Genomic DNA, 16,478 nt, shown 5'->3' with positions numbered 1-16,478 from the left:
GTGAGCCATCCATTAACAGCACCGGGAGAGGGATCTTGCTTAAGGCAGAGCGGCCACGACGGACAGCTCGACCAGGATTTCCGGTTCGCAGAGCTTGGCTTCGACGGTTGCGCGGGCCGGGGCGACGCCTTTTGGCAGCCACTGGTCCCATACGCTGTTCATCCCGGCGAAGTGCGCATCGATGTCCTTCAGGTAGATGGTCACCGACAGCAGGCGCGACTTGTCGGTGCCGGCCAGGTCCAGCAAACGCTCGATGTTGGCGAGGGTTTCACGGGTCTGCTGCTCAATCCCCGCGTTCAGGTCGTCGCCGACTTGCCCGGCCAGATACACGGTACCGCTGTGGACGACGATCTGACTCATGCGCTCATTGGTGAGCTGGCGCTGGATTGACATGTTTTGCAGGCTCCTGAGGATTACCGTAACGAGAAATATCGAGACCTTCGGCGCTGATCTGCGGCTTTTTCTTCGCCATCAGATCGGCCAGCAGACGACCGGAACCACAGGCCATGGTCCAGCCAAGCGTGCCATGGCCGGTGTTCAAGAACAGGTTGCGCATGGGCGTGGCGCCAACGATCGGCGTGCCGTCCGGGGTGGTGGGACGCAGGCCGGTCCAGAAACTGGCCTGGGACAGATCACCGCCCTGAGGATAAAGATCGTTGACGATCATCTCCAGCGTTTCGCGCCGACGAGGGTTGAGCGAGAGGTCAAAACCGGCGATTTCAGCCATGCCGCCAACGCGAATACGGTTGTCGAAACGGGTGATCGCCACCTTGTAGGTTTCGTCGAGAATGGTCGAAGTCGGGGCCATGGCCGGGTTGGTGATCGGCACGGTCAGCGAGTAACCCTTGAGCGGATACACCGGGGCCTTGATACCCAGGGGCTTGAGCAGTTGCGGCGAGTAGCTGCCGAGGGCCAGCACGTAGCGGTCGGCGGTTTCCAGCTTGCCGTCGATCCAGACGCCGTTGATGCGATCGCCGGCGAAGTCCAGGCGCTGGATGTCCTGGTCGAAGCGGAACTCCACACCCAGCTTGGTGCACATTTGCGCCAGGCGCGTGGTGAACATCTGGCAGTCGCCAGTCTGGTCGTTCGGCAGGCGCAGGGCGCCGGCCAGGATGTCGGTCACGCTGGCCAGGGCCGGCTCGACGCGGGCGATGCCTTCACGGTCCAGCACTTCAAAAGGTACGCCGGACTCCTTGAGCACGGCGATATCCTTGGCCGCGCCATCCAGTTGCGCCTGGGTGCGGAACAGCTGGGTGGTCCCCAGGCTGCGGCCTTCATAGGCGATGCCGGTTTCCGCGCGCAGTTCGTCGAGGCAGTCGCGGCTGTACTCGGACAGGCGGACCATGCGCTCCTTGTTCACCGCATAGCGGGCCGCGGTGCAATTGCGCAGCATTTGCGCCATCCACAGGTATTGATCGATGTCGGCGGTGGCCTTGATCGCCAGCGGCGCGTGGCGCTGCAGCAGCCACTTGATGGCCTTGAGCGGCACGCCCGGCGCGGCCCAGGGCGAGGCGTAACCCGGCGAAACCTGGCCGGCGTTGGCGAAGCTGGTTTCCATGGCAACGGCCGGCTGACGGTCGACGACGGTCACTTCGAAACCGGCACGGGCCAGATAGTAGGCACTGGTGGTACCGATCACACCGCTACCCAAGACCAGAACGCGCATTTTCATATCCCTCATCGCGGATAACCGCTGACGTTTGTTATTCAGAGCGAAGATGTGCGCAGTATAAAAAGCAATGGCCAGTGCTTTTCACTATATAAACGCCTATATTTGGCGAGAATTCTCGGCAAAAACCCTTTTCACGGAGGCGCATCCCCTATGCGTACCAACCATCAGACGAAGCGTGAGCTGGACAAGATAGATCGCAATATCCTGCGCATCCTGCAAGCCGATGGGCGCATCTCCTTTACCGAGCTGGGAGAGAAAGTCGGGCTGTCGACCACGCCGTGCACCGAGCGGGTCCGCCGCCTGGAGCGCGAAGGCATCATCATGGGCTACAACGCCCGGCTCAACCCGCAGCACCTCAAGGGTAGCCTGCTGGTGTTCGTCGAAATCAGCCTGGACTACAAGTCCGGCGACACCTTCGAGGAGTTCCGCCGCGCCGTGCTGAAACTGCCGCACGTACTGGAATGCCATCTGGTGTCGGGGGACTTCGACTACCTGGTGAAGGCGCGGATTTCCGAAATGGCCTCGTACCGCAAACTGCTGGGCGACATCCTGCTCAAGCTGCCCCACGTACGTGAATCCAAGAGCTATATAGTGATGGAAGAGGTGAAAGAGAGCCTGAGCCTGCCGATTCCGGATTGATCACAACGGCCCGCAGGTCCTGTCGTCAGGGCAATCGCTATCGCGGGCAAGCCTCGCGCCTACATGCCCGCGATAGCCTCGGGTCAGACCAGCACCTGCCGGGTGCTCGCCATGTATTCATGGATCTGCTTCTCCACCCGCGGGTGGATCAGCTCCACCGGGCGTCGGCCATTGGGGCATGGCAGGCTCGGCGTGGTGCCGAACAGGCGACAGATCAGCGGCCGCTCGTCATACACCGTGCAGCCATTGAGCCCCAGGTGCACACAGTTCAGCTCTTCCATCGCCGCGTCCTGCTCGGCCCGGGTCTTGCGCGGCAGGCGCGACATCTCTTCGGTCGAAGTGGTGACCGGACCACAGCAGTCGTGACAGCCGGGCACACACTCGAACGAGGGGATCTGCTGTCGGAGCGTGCGGATTTTCTGGCTGTTGCAGCTCATCGAAGCGCTTACCGGGAGTCTGGAGAGGCCGCGATTTTGCCCTAAAAGCCTTGTGGCAGACAGCACTGGCCGACCAATGTTGCCGCGCCGGAAAGGTCCGGCTTATGCTCCGTCAAATTTTCCAAACACACGAATCAGGATGATCCACATGAACAGCCGTGTTCAGCCGTCGGGGCCAGGCCATTCGCACCCCGCCTCCTACTACGCCGCCAGCAGCCTGCCCCAGCCCGATTATCCGGCGCTGGCCGGCGAGCATCAGGCGGACGTATGCGTGGTCGGCGGCGGCTTCTCCGGGCTCAATACCGCAATCGAGCTGGCCGAGCGCGGGTTCAGCGTCATTCTGCTGGAGGCGCGCAAGATCGGCTGGGGCGCCAGCGGGCGCAACGGCGGGCAACTGATTCGCGGGGTGGGTCACGGCCTCGAGCAGTTCGCCCCAGTCATCGGTGAAGACGGCGTACGCCAGATGAAACTGATGGGCCTGGAAGCGGTGGAAATCGTCCGCCAGCGCATCGAGCGTTTCCAGATTCCCTGCGACCTGACCTGGGGTTATTGCGACCTGGCCAACAAACCGCGCGACCTCGAAGGTTTCGCCGAAGATGCCCAGGAGCTGCACGATCTGGGCTATCGCCATGCAACCCGGCTGCTGCAAGCCCATGAGATGCACAGCGTGGTGGGCTCCGACCGTTACGTCGGCGGCCTGATCGACATGGGATCGGGGCACCTGCACCCGCTGAACCTGGCCCTGGGCGAAGCCGCGGTCGCGCAGCAACTGGGCGTGCGCCTGTTCGAACACTCGGCCGTGACCCGCATCGATTACGGGCCGCAGGTCAAAGTCCATACCGCCCAGGGCTCGGTGCGCGCCAACACCCTGGTGCTGGGCTGCAACGCCTACCTCAACGATCTCAACCCGCAACTGGGTGGCAAGGTGCTGCCCGCCGGCAGTTACATCATCGCCACCGAACCCTTGAGCGAAGAGCTGGCCCACGCCCTGTTGCCGCAGAACATGGCGGTCTGCGACCAGCGGGTGGCCCTGGATTACTACCGCCTTTCAGCCGACCGGCGCTTGCTGTTCGGCGGCGCCTGCCACTATTCCGGCCGCGACCCGCGGGACATCGCCGCTTATATGCGGCCGAAGATGCTGCAGGTGTTCCCGCAGCTGGCGGCGGTGAAGATCGACTATCAATGGGGCGGCATGATCGGCATCGGCGCCAACCGCCTGCCGCAGATCGGCCGTCTAAAAGACCAGCCCAATGTGTATTACGCCCAGGCCTACTCGGGCCACGGCGTGAATGCCACGCACCTGGCCGGCAAGTTGCTGGCCGAAGCCATCAGCGGCCAGCAGGGCGGTGGTTTCGATCTGTTCGCCCAGGTCCCGCACATCACCTTCCCGGGCGGCAAGCACCTGCGTTCGCCGCTGCTGGCGCTGGGGATGCTCTGGCATCGGTTGAAAGAACTGGTCTGAAGGCATTTGTGGCCGCCACGCGACAGGCATGAAAAAGGCCGCATCCGGTGAAATCGGATGCGGCCTTTTGCGGTTGCTGCGCAACCGATCGCAGGCTGCGCCAGCGGCTACAGCCGCCAGAACGGCTTGAGCCCTTCCTGCCGGGCCTGTTCGCGACTCAGGCCGATATCGCGCAACTGTTCGGTGGTCAGCTCAAGCAGTGCCTTGCGTGTACGCAGTCGATGCCAGTACAAGCCCCAGAGACCGAGGCCGGACGGCGCATTGTGGACGGACATCGCCCCTGCTGCCCGCTCCTGCCCAGCCGCCAGTTCCTGACTGTGTAACGACAGACGCACATCGCTCAAGCCGTTCATTTTTGCTGCTCCTGTTTACTTGGGTCGCTATGAGCAGACATCATGCGCGGGCGCCAGAAACCATTACAGATTCAAAGCACTGCTATTATTTCCATACAGAATTTCCCCTATCCGGGCTGAATCCTGTAATTTTGCGCCATCTGTACTGGTTACCCGATTCAATCACCCCGAGGCTGCGCCATGACCCTGTATGTCAATCTCGCCGAACTGCTGGGCACACGTATCGAACAAGGCTTCTATCGCCCCGGCGACCGACTGCCGTCGGTACGGGCCTTGAGTGTCGAACACGGGGTCAGCCTGAGTACCGTGCAGCAGGCTTATCGGGTGCTGGAAGACAGCGGCCTGGCGACGCCCAAGCCCAAGTCCGGCTATTTCGTGCCGGTCAGCCGCGAGCTGCCGGCACTGCCCGCGGTAGGTCGCCCGGCGCAGCGGCCAGTGGAGATTTCGCAGTGGGACCAGGTGTTGGAACTGATCCGCAGTGTGCCGCGCAAGGACATCGTCCAGCTGGGCCGCGGTATGCCCGACGTCACCAGCCCGACCCTCAAGCCCCTGTTGCGCGGGCTCGCCCGCATCAGCCGGCGCCAGGACATGCCCGGTCTGTATTACGACACCATCTACGGCGTGCACGAACTGCGTGAACAGCTGGCGCGGCTGATGCTCGATTCCGGTTGCCAGCTCGGCGCCAACGACCTGGTGATCACCACCGGCTGCCATGAAGCCTTGTCCACCAGCATCCGTGCCACCTGCGAGCCCGGGGATATCGTCGCCGTCGACTCGCCGAGCTTCCACGGCGCCATGCAGACCCTCAAGGGTCTGGGCATGAAGGCCCTGGAAATCCCCACCGACCCACTCACCGGCATCAGCCTCGACGCCCTGGAACTGGCCCTGGAGCAATGGCCGATCAAGGCCATACAGTTGACCCCCAACTGCAACAACCCGCTGGGCTATATCATGCCGGAGTCGCGCAAGCGGGCCCTGCTGACCCTGGCCCAGCGCTTTGACGTGGCGATCATCGAAGACGATGTGTATGGCGAGCTGTCCTACACCTACCCGCGCCCGCGGACCATCAAGTCGTTCGATGACGATGGCCGGGTGCTGCTGTGCAGCTCCTTCTCCAAGACCCTGGCGCCGGGCCTGCGCATCGGCTGGGTCGCCCCCGGGCGCTATCTGGAACGAGTGCTGCACATGAAATACATCAGCACCGGCTCCACCGCGCCGCAACCGCAGATCGCCATCGCCGAGTTCCTCAAGAGCGGCAATTTCGAGCCGCACCTGCGGCGCATGCGCACCCAGTACCAGCGCAATCGCGACCTGATGATCGACTGGGTCAGCCGCTATTTCCCCACCGGCACCCGCGCCAGCCGGCCACAGGGCGGGTTCATGCTGTGGGTCGAACTGCCGGAAGGTTTCGATACCCTGCGCCTGAACCGCGCGCTGCTCGGCCAGGGCGTGCAGATTGCCGTGGGCAGCATCTTTTCGGCCTCGGGCAAGTACCGCAATTGCCTGCGGATGAACTACGCTGCCAAGCCAACGGCACAGATCGAGGAAGCCGTGCGCAAAGTCGGCGCAGCGGCCATCAAGCTGCTGGCTGAAGATTGCGCCACGGACTGACCTTTTCCTGTGAAACCGGCGTCACAGCTAGACCATCGCAGCGATTCGAGATGAGCTGACTTGAGATCCAGACAGGCCCTGGCCTTCCTTATGCTGATCGCGCTGTGCCTGAGCGGCTGCGTCAGCCTCGATGTGCCTCACGAGCCCAGCCAGGCACTGCCGGCCGCCGACTCGGCCTTCGGTCGCTCGATCCAGGCCCAGGCCGCCCCCTATCAGGGACGCTCGGGCTTTCGCCTGCTATCCGACAGCAGCGAAGCCTTCATGGCCCGCGCCGAGCTGATCCGCAACGCCCAAAGCAGCCTCGACCTGCAGTACTACATCGTCCATGACGGCATCAGCACCCGGATGCTGGTGGACGAACTGCTCAAGGCCGCCGACCGCGGCGTGCGCATCCGCATTCTGCTGGACGACACCACCAGCGACGGCCTGGACCAGATCATGGCCACCCTCGCCGCCCATCCGCGGATACAGATCCGCCTGTTCAACCCCCTGCACCTGGGGCGCAGCACCGGCGTGACCCGTACCATGGGGCGCCTGTTCAACCTGTCGCTGCAACACCGGCGGATGCACAACAAGCTGTGGCTGGCGGACAACAGCGCGGCCATCGTCGGCGGGCGCAACCTGGGGGACGAGTACTTCGACGCCGAACCCAACCTGAACTTCACCGACATCGACATCCTCGGTATCGGCCCGGTGGCCGAACAGCTCGGGCACAGCTTCGACCAGTACTGGAACAGCGCCCTGAGCAAACCCATCGGCGAGTTTATGTCGCGCCTGCCATCGGCCCGGGAGCTGGCCAACACCCGGCTGCGCCTGCAGCAATCGCTGGACGACGCCCAGCAGCAGGAGCATGCCCTGTTCCAGGAGCTCAAGGCCTATCGGACCCAGCCGCGCATGGACGTCTGGCGCAAAGAGCTGATCTGGGCCTGGAACCAGGCGCTGTGGGACGCCCCGAGCAAGGTCCTGTCCAAGGGCGAACCCGACCCGCACCTGCTGTTGACCACCCAGCTGGCGCCGGAGCTACAGAGCGTCAGTAAAGAATTGATGATGGTTTCGGCCTATTTCGTCCCCGGCCAGCCAGGCCTGGTCTACCTCACCGGACGCGCCGACGCCGGGGTTGCGGTGAGCCTGCTGACCAACTCCCTGGAAGCCACCGACGTACCGGCGGTCCACGGCGGCTACGCGCCGTATCGCAAGGCGCTGCTGCAACACGGCGTGAAACTCTATGAACTGCGGCGCCAACCCGGTAACGGCGGCGGCAGCGGTCCTCACCTGTTCCACAGTGCGTCGTATCCTGGCTCAGACTCCAGCCTGCACAGCAAGGCGATCATCTTCGACCGCCAGAAGTCCTTTATCGGCTCCTTCAACTTCGACCCGCGCTCGGTGCTGTGGAACACCGAGGTCGGGGTGCTGGTGGACAGCCCCGAGCTGGCCGAACGCGTTCGCAGCCTGGCGCTGCAAGGCATGGCGCCGGCCCTGAGCTACGAGGCGAAGCTGCAGGACGGCAAGCTGGTCTGGGTCACCGAAGACAACCAGCAACTGCACACCCTGACCCGCGAGCCGGGCAGCTGGTGGCGGCGTTTCAATGCCTGGATGAGCAATACCATCGGCCTCGAACGGATGCTCTGAGCCCAGCCCTCGCTCCTACAGGGTTTGTGGCTGGGCCGCGCCAAACGCGCCTTCGCGCAACAACAGCACAATCAGCCCCAGGGCCCCGGCCGCCATCAGCAACAGCAAGGCATGCCCGCTGACCCACTGGCTGCCCGCCCCCGCCACCAGCGGCCCGATCAGGCAGCCGATACCCCACAGCTGAGCGACGTGGGCATTAGCGCGCACCAGCGCATCGTCGCGGTAGCGCTCGCCGATCAGAATCAGCGACAAGGTGAACAGGCCACCGGCGCTGGCGCCGAACAGCACCCACAGCGGCCAGATCAGCAGGGTGTCGAGCAGCAACGGAATGGCCAGGCTCGACAGCAGCAGGACCACAGCGCAGCCGGCGAACAAGGCACGCCGCGATACGCGATCGGCCAGGGCGCCGATGGGCAGCTGCAACAAGGCATCGCCCACTACAACGGTGCTGACCATCGCCAGGGCGATGTCCTCGGTAAACCCCTGGCGCAGGCAATAGACCGGCAGCAGGGTCAGGATCATCGCTTCAAACGCGGCGAACAGCGCCACCGCCCAGCCAATGGCCGGCAGGCCACGACAGAAGCGCCACAGATCACCGAAAGTCACGCTGCAGGACTCGCTGCTCGGCGCGCCGCTGCGGCCCATCAGCAACAGAGGCGACACCACCAGCAGCACGACGCCCACCCAGAAACCGTAGTCATGCTCGGTGCCCAAGGCACCCAGCAGCAGCGGGCCAGCCAATTGGCTCAAGGCATAGCTACTGCCATACAGCGCCACCAGGCGACCGCGCCACTGCTCCACCACCAACTGGTTGATCCAGCTTTCGCCGAGGATGAAGACGATGGTCAGCACCACGCCGATCATCAGCCGCAGTACCAGCCACAGGGGATAACTCGGCAATAGCGCCAGCAGGCCGATGGAGATCGCCCCACCCCACAGGCACAGGCGCATCAGCCCCGCCGTGCCGAAGCGTGCCGCCAGGCGGCTGGAAACCTTCGCCCCGAGCAAGACGCCAATCGCCGGCATCGAGGCCATCACGCCGATTGCAAAGGGCCCATAACCCCAGCTCTCCAGGCGGAACGACACCAGCGGCATGCTCACGCCCAAGGCCAGACCCACACTCAGGACAGCCGCCAAAACGGCGAAATACGTTGCCCAGCGCATTTCCACGCTCCTGTGGATTTTTTTAATACAGAGACAACGCAGCCGGACCTCCCTTACGGAAAGCCCGGCTGCGATATGGATCGGCTAACGGTGCGCGCGATGGCGTCTGTTCAGACGCCTGGCATCCGCGCCCCTTGAATTACAGCTTGATCCAGGTCGCCTTCAGTTCGGTGTACTTGTCGAACGCATGCAGCGACTTGTCGCGACCGTTGCCAGACTGCTTGAAGCCGCCGAACGGCGCGGTCATGTCGCCGCCGTCATACTGGTTGACCCAGACACTGCCGGCCCGCAGCGCCTTGGCGGTCAGGTGAGCCTTGGAGATATTGGCCGTCCATACCGCCGCGGCCAGGCCATAAGGCGTGTCGTTGGCAATCTGGATGGCTTCTTCCACGGTGTCGAAGGCGATGACCGAGAGCACCGGGCCGAAGATCTCTTCCTGGGCGATCTTCATTGCGTTGCTGACGCCATCGAAGATGGTCGGCTCAACATAGGTCCCGCCGGTTTCCTGCAGGGTGCGCTTGCCGCCCACCACCAGCTTGGCGCCATCGGCATGACCGGACTCGATGTACGACAGCACGGTGTTCATCTGCTGGGTATCCACCAGCGCGCCGACGTTGGTGGCCGGGTCCAGCGGGTTGCCCGGTTTCCAGGCCTTGAGGGCCTCGATCACCAGCGGCAGGAATTTATCCTTGATCGAACGCTCCACCAGCAGGCGCGAACCGGCGGTGCAGACTTCGCCCTGGTTGAAGGCGATGGCGCTGGCCGCGGATTCGGCCGCGGCCTGCAGGTCCGGGGCATCGGCGAACACGATGTTCGGGCTCTTGCCGCCCGCCTCCAGCCAGACGCGCTTCATGTTCGATTCGCCGGAGTAGACCATCAGCTGCTTGGCGATCTTGGTCGAACCGGTGAACACCAGGGTATCGACGTCCATGTGCAGGGCCAGGGCCTTGCCCACGGTGTGGCCATAACCTGGCAGCACGTTGAGCACGCCGGCCGGGATCCCAGCCTCGACGGCCAGCGCGGCGATGCGAATAGCGGTCAGCGGCGATTTTTCCGACGGCTTGAGGATCACCGAATTACCGGTGGACAGCGCCGGACCGAGTTTCCAGCAGGCCATCATCAACGGGAAGTTCCACGGCACGATAGCGCCGACCACACCCACCGGCTCGCGAGTCACCAGGCCCAGTTGGTCGTGGGGCGTGGCGGCGACTTCGTCGTAGATCTTGTCGATGGCTTCGCCGCTCCAGCTCAGCGCTTGCGCCGCGCCGGGAACGTCGATACCCAGCGAGTCGCTGATCGGCTTGCCCATGTCCAGGGTTTCGAGCAGGGCCAGTTCTTCGGCATGCTGCTTCAGCAGGCCGGCAAAACGAATCATGGTGGCTTTGCGCTTGGCCGGCGCCAGGCGCGACCAGACGCCGGAATTGAAAGTGGCGCGGGCGTTTTCCACGGCGCGTTGCGCGTCGGCGGCGTCACAGCTGGCAATACTCGCCAGCAGACGGCCATCGACCGGGCTGATGCATTCGAAAGTCTCGTTGGAAACGGCGGCGGTGTATTCGCCATTGATGTAGGCGCGGCCTTCGATTTTCAGCTCGCGGGCGCGTTGTTCCCAATCGGCTCGAGTCAGGGTGGTCATGCGAGTGTCCTCCTCTTGTTGGATACAGGCGCCACGCGATCGATGCCGGCACCTTCAGGAATTCTGCCCGGCCAGCCTGCTTCGGCCCATGGCATTCGCCACCCTAAACCAGCGGCACCCGAAGTTTCAATATATTTGACAGAGGCCAGGCAAACGCCATTGCTATGTTCATTTTAATAAACATAGACTTTGGGCTTTCCAGCCATTCGCAGCGCAATCAGGGGGGAATACCAGCATGAGCATCCAGGACATCGTCGACTTCAATCAGGCCAACACTGCGCCCGAGCGGTATCGCCCCGCCCAGGAAAAAGTCCTCAAGGGTGACCCTGAGCAGACCGTCTTCAACCACTACAACAGCCCGTGCGGCCAGATGAACGCCGGGGTATGGGAAGGCGCGATCGGCCAGTGGACGGTGAACTACACCGAACATGAATACTGCGAGATCGTGCAGGGGGTTTCGGTCCTGCGTGACGGCGAAGGCAATGCCAAGACCTTGCGCGCCGGCGATCGCTTCGTCATTCCCGCGGGCTTTCGCGGCACCTGGGAGGTGCTGGAGCCGTGCCGCAAGATCTATGTGATCTTCGAACCGAAAGCCTGAATCGCAGGCACAAAAAAACCCGCTTGAAGGCGGGTTTTTTTGTCAGAAGAAAAATCAATTACTTGATTTTGCCTTCCTTGTAGATCACGTGCTTACGAACAACCGGATCATATTTCTTGATCTCGATTTTGTCCGGAGTAGTGCGCTTGTTCTTGTCGGTAGTGTAGAAGTGACCAGTACCGGCGCTCGAAATCAAACGAATCAATTCACGCATGATTAGCTCCCTTAAACCTTGCCATCGCGACGAAGTTCGGCCAGCACGACATCAATGCCACGCTTGTCGATGATACGCATGCCTTTGGCAGATACGCGCAGACGCACAAAACGTTTCTCGGACTCAACCCAGAAGCGGTGATGCTGCAGGTTCGGCAGGAAACGACGACGGGTTTTGTTGTTTGCGTGGGAAATGTTATTCCCAGTCACCGGACCCTTACCGGTAACTTGACAGACTCTCGACATGCCTCAGCCCTCTAAAACCACATGCCCAACCCGGCATGGGTTGGCCGCTTAATCTCTCAGTCATTTGGCGCCAGGCGCCGCGTTTCTTTAGGGTCTTACCGGCTACACCTACAAGCGAAGGAACCGGGCCCCTAGAAAAGAGCGCTGCTTTATACCAGAAAGACCCCGCAGCAACAACAGCCGGTGTGCTTTGGATTTCGAAAAGTCCCTGTTTTCTTGCTCCGGATGCCTGCACCAAAGGCTGGCGCCATGGCTGACCGCTCGTCGCAGAATAAATTCTCCGAGGGTGAAACAGGCGGCAAAATTACCCTGCACAGCCGCCGCACCGCTCGTTCCACGTCAATATATGGAAAAAAACCTCTGTCAATTTATGCCTAATGTGGCCATGACTGCCGGCCGCCAACAGGTTCGACGCGGCAATAAATGCCAATGTATCCGGCCCACGAGCGAAAAAAGGGGATAGTCATTTTTCAACGGGGCCACTAGGGTAAGCCTTTTCCAGACTGCACTCGCAGATGGGCCTTCGATCTGCAAAGGAAGCCAAACATGCGCCTCGCTGCCCTCCCGCTCCTGTTCGCCCCTCTTCTTCTGAGCCCGCTGGCCCACGCCGCCGCATTAAGCGTGTGCACCGAGGCCAGCCCGGAAGGTTTCGACGTAGTGCAGTACAACTCGCTGACCACCACCAACGCATCGGCCGATGTGCTGATGAATCGCCTGGTGGAGTTCGACGCCAGCAGCGGCAAGGTGGTACCGAGCCTGGCCGACAGCTGGGAAGTCTCGGCCGACGGCCTGACCTATGTGTTCAAGCTGCACCCGAAAGTGAAGTTTCATCGCACCGCGTATTTCAATCCGAGCCGCGAGCTGACCGCCGAAGACGTGAAGTTCAGCTTCGACCGCATGCTCGACCCGGCCAACCCCTGGCATAAAGTGGCGCAGAGCGGCTATCCCCATGCCCAGTCGCTGCAGTTGCCGGCGCTGATCAAGAAGATCGATGCCCTGGATCCGCTGACCGTGCGCTTCACCCTCGACCACGCCGACTCGACCTTCCTCGCCACCCTGAGCATGGGGTTTGCGTCGATCTACTCCGCCGAATACGCCGACCAGTTGCTCAAGACCGGCACCCAGGACAAGCTCAACAGCCAGCCGATCGGCACCGGCCCCTTCGTTTTCGGCCGTTTCCAGAAGGACGCATCGATCCGCTACAAGGCCAACCCCGACTACTTTGCCGGCAAGCCGGCGGTGGACTCGCTGATCTTCGCCATCACCCCGGACGCCAACGTGCGCCTGCAGAAGCTGCGCCGCAACGAATGCCAGATCGCCCTGTCGCCCAAACCGCTGGACGTGAGCGCCGCGCTTGAGGAGCCTGCGCTCAAGGTCGAGAAAACCGCGGCCTTCATGACCGCATTCGTCGCCATCAACAGCCAGCACCCACCGCTGGACAAACCTGAAGTGCGCCAGGCCATCAACCTCGCCTTCGACAAGGCCAACTACCTGAAAGCGGTCTTCGAAAACACCGCCGAACCCGCCAACGGCCCCTTCCCGCCCAACACCTGGAGCTACGCCAAGGAGTTGCCGGGTTACGCCCACGATCCTGCGAAAGCCCGCCAGCTGCTGGCCAAGGCCGGCCTGAAAGACGGTTTCCAGACCACGATCTGGACCCGCCCTTCCGGCAGCTTGCTGAACCCCAACCCGAGCCTGGGCGCGCAACAGCTGCAAGCGGACCTGGCGGAGGTCGGGATCCAGGCGGAGATCCGCGTGATCGAATGGGGCGAGCTGATCCGTCGGGCCAAGGCCGGCGAGCACGACCTGCTGTTCATGGGCTGGGCCGGCGACAACGGCGATCCGGATAACTTCCTCACCCCGCAGTTCACCTGCGCGGCAGTCAAGTCCGGGACCAACTTCGCCCGCTACTGCGACCCCGGCCTGGACAAGCTGATCACCGCCGGCAAGACCACCACCGAGCAGGGCGTGCGCAGCAAGCTTTACCAGCAGGCGCAAACCCAGATCCAGCAGCAGGCCCTGTGGCTACCGCTTGCCCATCCGACCGCTTTCGCCCTGACGCGCAAGGATGTCCATGGGTATCAGGTCAGCCCGTTCGGTCGCCAGGACTACTCGAAGGTCAGCCTCAAGCCCTGACCCCGGCTACATCCAACCGTACTCGGCCATCGACAGCGGCTCACCCTCGCCGACGATGAAATGGTCGAGTACGCGCACATCCACCAGGTCCAGCGCCTCCGTGAGCCTGCGGGTCAGCACCCGATCCGCCTGGCTCGGTTCGGAAACACCCGAAGGATGGTTGTGACACAGGATCAGCGCCGCCGCGTTGTGCGCCAGGGCACGCTTGACCACCTGCCGCGGATAGACGCTGGTGGTGTTGATGGAGCCCTGGAACAACGCCTCGAACGCCAGCACCCGGTGCTTGGAGTCGAGGAACAGGCAACCGAAGACCTCATGCGGTTCATGGCGCAACATCGCCTTGAGGTAGTCGCGGACCGCCACCGGGCTTTCCAGCACCGAATTGCGACTGAGTTTTTCCGCCAGATGCCGCCGCGCCATTTCCAGCACCGCCTGCAATTGCGCGAACTTGGCCGGGCCCAGGCCAAGCTGCCGACTGAAGGTCAATTGGTCCGCCTCGAGCAGACCACGCAGGCTGCCGAACTGATGCAACAGGTGTCGCGCCAGGTCGACCGCGCTTTTTCCGGCGACCCCGGTGCGCAGGAAAATCGCCAGCAATTCGGCGTCGGAAAGGGCCATCGCGCCCTGCTCGAGAAGCTTCTCCCGCGGGCGCTCCGCCGCAGGCCAGTCGCGAATGCTCATAGCACCTCCATGTGTGTGGGCGCCGCTGTTCCATAGCGGTCGCTGTGCTATCTTAGCCCATCTTTTTGCGTGGAATTTCCCCTGGGGAGGGGGTGTTACACGCAGCAATCATTGAACTGAAAGGCAGGCCTATGCAGCGGCTGTATCGGAAACGCATCGTTCTCGGCGTCGGCGGCGGCATCGCTGCCTATAAGAGCGCCGAGCTGGTTCGCCGACTCCTCGACCACGGCGCGGAAGTACGTGTGGTCATGACCCGTGGCGGCAGTGAATTCATCACCCCGCTGACCATGCAGGCCCTGTCCGGGCACCCGGTCCACCTGGACCTGCTCGACCCCGCGGCCGAAGCCGCCATGGGCCATATCGAACTGGCCAAATGGGCCGACCTGGTGCTGATCGCCCCGGCCACCGCCGACCTGATCGCCCGCCTGGCCCAAGGCATCGCCGACGACCTGCTGACCACCCTGGTCCTGGCCACCGACGCCACCGTCGCCATCGCCCCGGCCATGAACCAGGCCATGTGGCGCGACCCTGCCACCCAGGCCAACACCCAGCTGCTGCAAAGCCGTGGCCTGAAGGTCTTCGGCCCGGCTTCCGGCAGCCAGGCCTGTGGCGACGTCGGCCTGGGCCGCATGCTCGAAGCCAACGATCTGGCGCTGTGCGCCGCCGACTGCTTCCAGCACCTGGCGCTGACCGGCAAACACGTGCTGATCACCGCCGGCCCGACCCAGGAAAACATTGACCCGGTGCGCTACATCACCAACCACAGCTCCGGGAAAATGGGCTTTGCCCTGGCCGAAGCCGCGGTCGAAGCCGGTGCCCGGGTAACCCTGATCACCGGTCCCGTGCACCTGCCGACCCCGGATCGCGTGACCCGGATCGACGTAGTCAGCGCCCGCGACATGCTCGCTGCCTGTGAGGCCGCTATCCCGTGCGACCTGTTCATCGCCTCGGCCGCGGTCGCGGACTACCGCCCGGAAGTCGTCGCCCCACAGAAGTTGAAGAAAGACCCTACGAACGGCGACGGCCTGCTGCTGCAGATGGTGCGCAACCCGGACATCCTGGCCACCATCGCCACCCGCCCCGACCGTCCGTTCAGCGTCGGCTTCGCCGCTGAAACCGAACACTTGCTCGACTACGCTGCACGCAAACTCAAAGACAAGAACCTCGACCTGATCGTCGCCAACGACGTGGCCAACCCGAGCATTGGCTTCAACAGCGAGGAAAACGCCTGCAGCGTGATTGACCGGGAGTTGCACGCAACTCTCTTCGCCCAGACCAGCAAGGGCAAGATTGCCCGCCAACTGATCTCTTTCATCGCCGAACGGCTGAACCAGGTTTAACTCGCATGCACGCTTTACAAGCCAAGATCCTCGACCCACGCATCGGCAACGAATTCCCTCTGCCGCAGTACGCCACGCCAGGTTCCGCCGGCCTCGACCTGCGTGCCATGCTCAAGCAGGACACCCTCCTGGAACCGGGCCAGACCCTGCTGATTCCTACCGGCCTGTCCGTCTACATCGGCGACCCCGGCCTCGCCGCGCTGATCCTGCCGCGCTCCGGCCTGGGTCACAAACACGGCATCGTCCTGGGCAACCTGGTCGGCCTGATCGACTCCGATTACCAGGGCGAACTCATGGTCTCCTGCTGGAACCGCGGTCAGACCGCCTTCAACATTGCGGTGGGCGAACGCATTGCCCAGTTGGTTCTGGTACCCGTGGTCCAGGCGCACTTCGAAGTGGTCGAAGCCTTCGACGAAAGCCAGCGCGGCGCGGGCGGTTTCGGTCACTCCGGCAGCCATTGAACAAAAAAAGCGGGCCGCGCCAGCGGCTCGCCTAAGATTGGTAGGCTGTGTTTCAGCACGAAAACTCAGCAGGTTTATTCGCGGACTTGACCACCCGGAATCACGGCACAAGGTGATCGAAAAAGAGCTGACGCTCATCAGATGGCATTTTTGCACCATGAACCCAAGGGCAAAAACGCCGTCATACCCTTCAGTTTGAGCCT

17 protein-coding genes are annotated in these 16,478 nt (G+C 62.9%); 8 read left to right on the top strand and 9 right to left on the bottom strand.

The annotated features are described in order from the left end of the window. Nucleotides 1-39: 39 nt before the first annotated feature. Together BM019_RS18530 and dadA are read right to left on the bottom strand one after the other, a co-directional pair. Entirely contained in the window at nucleotides 40-393 is a 354-nt protein-coding gene (locus tag BM019_RS18530) for a RidA family protein (protein WP_009046176.1), read from the bottom strand. Continuing rightward, complete coding sequence (gene dadA / locus BM019_RS18525) at nucleotides 365-1,666, bottom strand: D-amino acid dehydrogenase (protein ID WP_009046177.1); 1,302 nt, start codon at nucleotides 1,664-1,666, stop codon at nucleotides 365-367. Before dadA ends, BM019_RS18530 begins: the two co-directional genes overlap by 29 nt. 156 nt (nucleotides 1,667-1,822) lie before the next feature. On the opposite strand from dadA, the gene BM019_RS18520 reads away from it, so the two are divergent. Then, the gene (locus tag BM019_RS18520) at nucleotides 1,823-2,311 is read left to right on the top strand and encodes an Lrp/AsnC ligand binding domain-containing protein (RefSeq protein ID WP_007932443.1); all 489 of its coding nucleotides are present in this window, start codon (nucleotides 1,823-1,825) and stop codon (nucleotides 2,309-2,311) included. A gap of 83 nt (nucleotides 2,312-2,394) precedes the next feature. Here the strand turns inward: BM019_RS18520 and BM019_RS18515 are convergent, their stop codons facing one another. Beyond that, the gene (locus BM019_RS18515) at nucleotides 2,395-2,748 is read right to left on the bottom strand and encodes a YkgJ family cysteine cluster protein (protein ID WP_092419191.1); all 354 of its coding nucleotides are present in this window, start codon (nucleotides 2,746-2,748) and stop codon (nucleotides 2,395-2,397) included. A gap of 148 nt (nucleotides 2,749-2,896) precedes the next feature. Between BM019_RS18515 and BM019_RS18510 the strand changes: the two genes are divergently transcribed. Beyond that, nucleotides 2,897-4,210 (top strand): NAD(P)/FAD-dependent oxidoreductase, encoded by a 1,314-nt coding sequence (locus tag BM019_RS18510; protein WP_092419189.1) that lies wholly within the window; start codon nucleotides 2,897-2,899, stop codon nucleotides 4,208-4,210. A 107-nt stretch (nucleotides 4,211-4,317) separates the two neighbouring features. On the opposite strand, the gene BM019_RS18505 is transcribed toward BM019_RS18510, so the two are convergent. Next, nucleotides 4,318-4,563: a DUF1127 domain-containing protein gene (locus BM019_RS18505; RefSeq protein ID WP_009046179.1), complete on the bottom strand. Its 246-nt coding sequence runs from the start codon at nucleotides 4,561-4,563 to the stop codon at nucleotides 4,318-4,320. Nucleotides 4,564-4,743: 180 nt separating this feature from the next. Between BM019_RS18505 and BM019_RS18500 the strand changes: the two genes are divergently transcribed. Both BM019_RS18500 and BM019_RS18495 read left to right on the top strand, forming a co-directional pair. Beyond that, nucleotides 4,744-6,174, top strand: a complete 1,431-nt coding sequence (locus tag BM019_RS18500; RefSeq protein WP_007921095.1) for an aminotransferase-like domain-containing protein — start codon at nucleotides 4,744-4,746, stop codon at nucleotides 6,172-6,174. A 60-nt stretch (nucleotides 6,175-6,234) separates the two neighbouring features. After that, on the top strand, nucleotides 6,235-7,803 hold the full coding sequence (locus BM019_RS18495) for a phospholipase D family protein (protein WP_009046180.1): 1,569 nt from the start codon (nucleotides 6,235-6,237) through the stop codon (nucleotides 7,801-7,803). 15 nt (nucleotides 7,804-7,818) lie between these two features. Here BM019_RS18495 and BM019_RS18490 read toward each other — a convergent pair whose 3' ends face one another. Beyond that, complete coding sequence (locus BM019_RS18490; protein WP_092419187.1) at nucleotides 7,819-8,967, bottom strand: MFS transporter; 1,149 nt, start codon at nucleotides 8,965-8,967, stop codon at nucleotides 7,819-7,821. A 139-nt stretch (nucleotides 8,968-9,106) separates the two neighbouring features. Further along, the gene (locus BM019_RS18485; RefSeq protein WP_009046182.1) at nucleotides 9,107-10,600 is read right to left on the bottom strand and encodes an aldehyde dehydrogenase; all 1,494 of its coding nucleotides are present in this window, start codon (nucleotides 10,598-10,600) and stop codon (nucleotides 9,107-9,109) included. Between the two features lie 235 nt (nucleotides 10,601-10,835). On the opposite strand from BM019_RS18485, the gene BM019_RS18480 reads away from it, so the two are divergent. Then, nucleotides 10,836-11,198 (top strand): cupin domain-containing protein, encoded by a 363-nt coding sequence (locus BM019_RS18480; RefSeq protein WP_038574716.1) that lies wholly within the window; start codon nucleotides 10,836-10,838, stop codon nucleotides 11,196-11,198. A gap of 58 nt (nucleotides 11,199-11,256) precedes the next feature. Here BM019_RS18480 and rpmG read toward each other — a convergent pair whose 3' ends face one another. Both rpmG and rpmB read right to left on the bottom strand, forming a co-directional pair. Continuing rightward, entirely contained in the window at nucleotides 11,257-11,412 is a 156-nt protein-coding gene (gene rpmG / locus BM019_RS18475) for a 50S ribosomal protein L33 (protein WP_003177274.1), read from the bottom strand. An 11-nt stretch (nucleotides 11,413-11,423) separates the two neighbouring features. Next, complete coding sequence (rpmB, locus tag BM019_RS18470; protein ID WP_007921114.1) at nucleotides 11,424-11,657, bottom strand: 50S ribosomal protein L28; 234 nt, start codon at nucleotides 11,655-11,657, stop codon at nucleotides 11,424-11,426. 546 nt (nucleotides 11,658-12,203) lie between these two features. Here rpmB and BM019_RS18465 point away from each other — a divergent pair. Then, the gene (locus tag BM019_RS18465) at nucleotides 12,204-13,793 is read left to right on the top strand and encodes an ABC transporter substrate-binding protein (protein ID WP_092419185.1); all 1,590 of its coding nucleotides are present in this window, start codon (nucleotides 12,204-12,206) and stop codon (nucleotides 13,791-13,793) included. Nucleotides 13,794-13,799: 6 nt separating this feature from the next. Here the strand turns inward: BM019_RS18465 and radC are convergent, their stop codons facing one another. Continuing rightward, the gene (gene radC / locus BM019_RS18460; RefSeq protein WP_092419183.1) at nucleotides 13,800-14,474 is read right to left on the bottom strand and encodes a RadC family protein; all 675 of its coding nucleotides are present in this window, start codon (nucleotides 14,472-14,474) and stop codon (nucleotides 13,800-13,802) included. Nucleotides 14,475-14,605: 131 nt separating this feature from the next. Here radC and coaBC point away from each other — a divergent pair, with 131 nt between their 5' ends. Then, on the top strand, nucleotides 14,606-15,814 hold the full coding sequence (gene coaBC / locus BM019_RS18455; protein WP_007921117.1) for a bifunctional phosphopantothenoylcysteine decarboxylase/phosphopantothenate--cysteine ligase CoaBC: 1,209 nt from the start codon (nucleotides 14,606-14,608) through the stop codon (nucleotides 15,812-15,814). Between the two features lie 5 nt (nucleotides 15,815-15,819). After that, nucleotides 15,820-16,275: a dUTP diphosphatase gene (gene dut / locus BM019_RS18450; RefSeq protein WP_009046184.1), complete on the top strand. Its 456-nt coding sequence runs from the start codon at nucleotides 15,820-15,822 to the stop codon at nucleotides 16,273-16,275. The last annotated feature ends 203 nt before the right edge of the window (nucleotides 16,276-16,478 follow it).

It is taken from the genome of Pseudomonas sp. NFPP07 (genome assembly GCF_900115645.1).
Taxonomy (GTDB): domain Bacteria; phylum Pseudomonadota; class Gammaproteobacteria; order Pseudomonadales; family Pseudomonadaceae; genus Aquipseudomonas; species Aquipseudomonas chlororaphis.
Note: the sequence above shows the minus strand (reverse complement) of the source record. Positions and strands in the feature narration are given on the sequence as shown.

Coding starts and splice junctions, on each gene's coding strand:
- BM019_RS18530 (WP_009046176.1), bottom strand. CDS start 393: ATGTCAATCCAGCGCCAGCTCACCAATGAGCGCATGAGTCAGATCGTC.
- dadA (WP_009046177.1), bottom strand. CDS start 1,666: ATGCGCGTTCTGGTCTTGGGTAGCGGTGTGATCGGTACCACCAGTGCC.
- BM019_RS18520 (WP_007932443.1), top strand. CDS start 1,823: ATGCGTACCAACCATCAGACGAAGCGTGAGCTGGACAAGATAGATCGC.
- BM019_RS18515 (WP_092419191.1), bottom strand. CDS start 2,748: ATGAGCTGCAACAGCCAGAAAATCCGCACGCTCCGACAGCAGATCCCC.
- BM019_RS18510 (WP_092419189.1), top strand. CDS start 2,897: ATGAACAGCCGTGTTCAGCCGTCGGGGCCAGGCCATTCGCACCCCGCC.
- BM019_RS18505 (WP_009046179.1), bottom strand. CDS start 4,563: ATGAACGGCTTGAGCGATGTGCGTCTGTCGTTACACAGTCAGGAACTG.
- BM019_RS18500 (WP_007921095.1), top strand. CDS start 4,744: ATGACCCTGTATGTCAATCTCGCCGAACTGCTGGGCACACGTATCGAA.
- BM019_RS18490 (WP_092419187.1), bottom strand. CDS start 8,967: ATGCGCTGGGCAACGTATTTCGCCGTTTTGGCGGCTGTCCTGAGTGTG.
- BM019_RS18485 (WP_009046182.1), bottom strand. CDS start 10,600: ATGACCACCCTGACTCGAGCCGATTGGGAACAACGCGCCCGCGAGCTG.
- BM019_RS18480 (WP_038574716.1), top strand. CDS start 10,836: ATGAGCATCCAGGACATCGTCGACTTCAATCAGGCCAACACTGCGCCC.
- rpmG (WP_003177274.1), bottom strand. CDS start 11,412: ATGCGTGAATTGATTCGTTTGATTTCGAGCGCCGGTACTGGTCACTTC.
- rpmB (WP_007921114.1), bottom strand. CDS start 11,657: ATGTCGAGAGTCTGTCAAGTTACCGGTAAGGGTCCGGTGACTGGGAAT.
- BM019_RS18465 (WP_092419185.1), top strand. CDS start 12,204: ATGCGCCTCGCTGCCCTCCCGCTCCTGTTCGCCCCTCTTCTTCTGAGC.
- radC (WP_092419183.1), bottom strand. CDS start 14,474: ATGAGCATTCGCGACTGGCCTGCGGCGGAGCGCCCGCGGGAGAAGCTT.
- coaBC (WP_007921117.1), top strand. CDS start 14,606: ATGCAGCGGCTGTATCGGAAACGCATCGTTCTCGGCGTCGGCGGCGGC.
- dut (WP_009046184.1), top strand. CDS start 15,820: ATGCACGCTTTACAAGCCAAGATCCTCGACCCACGCATCGGCAACGAA.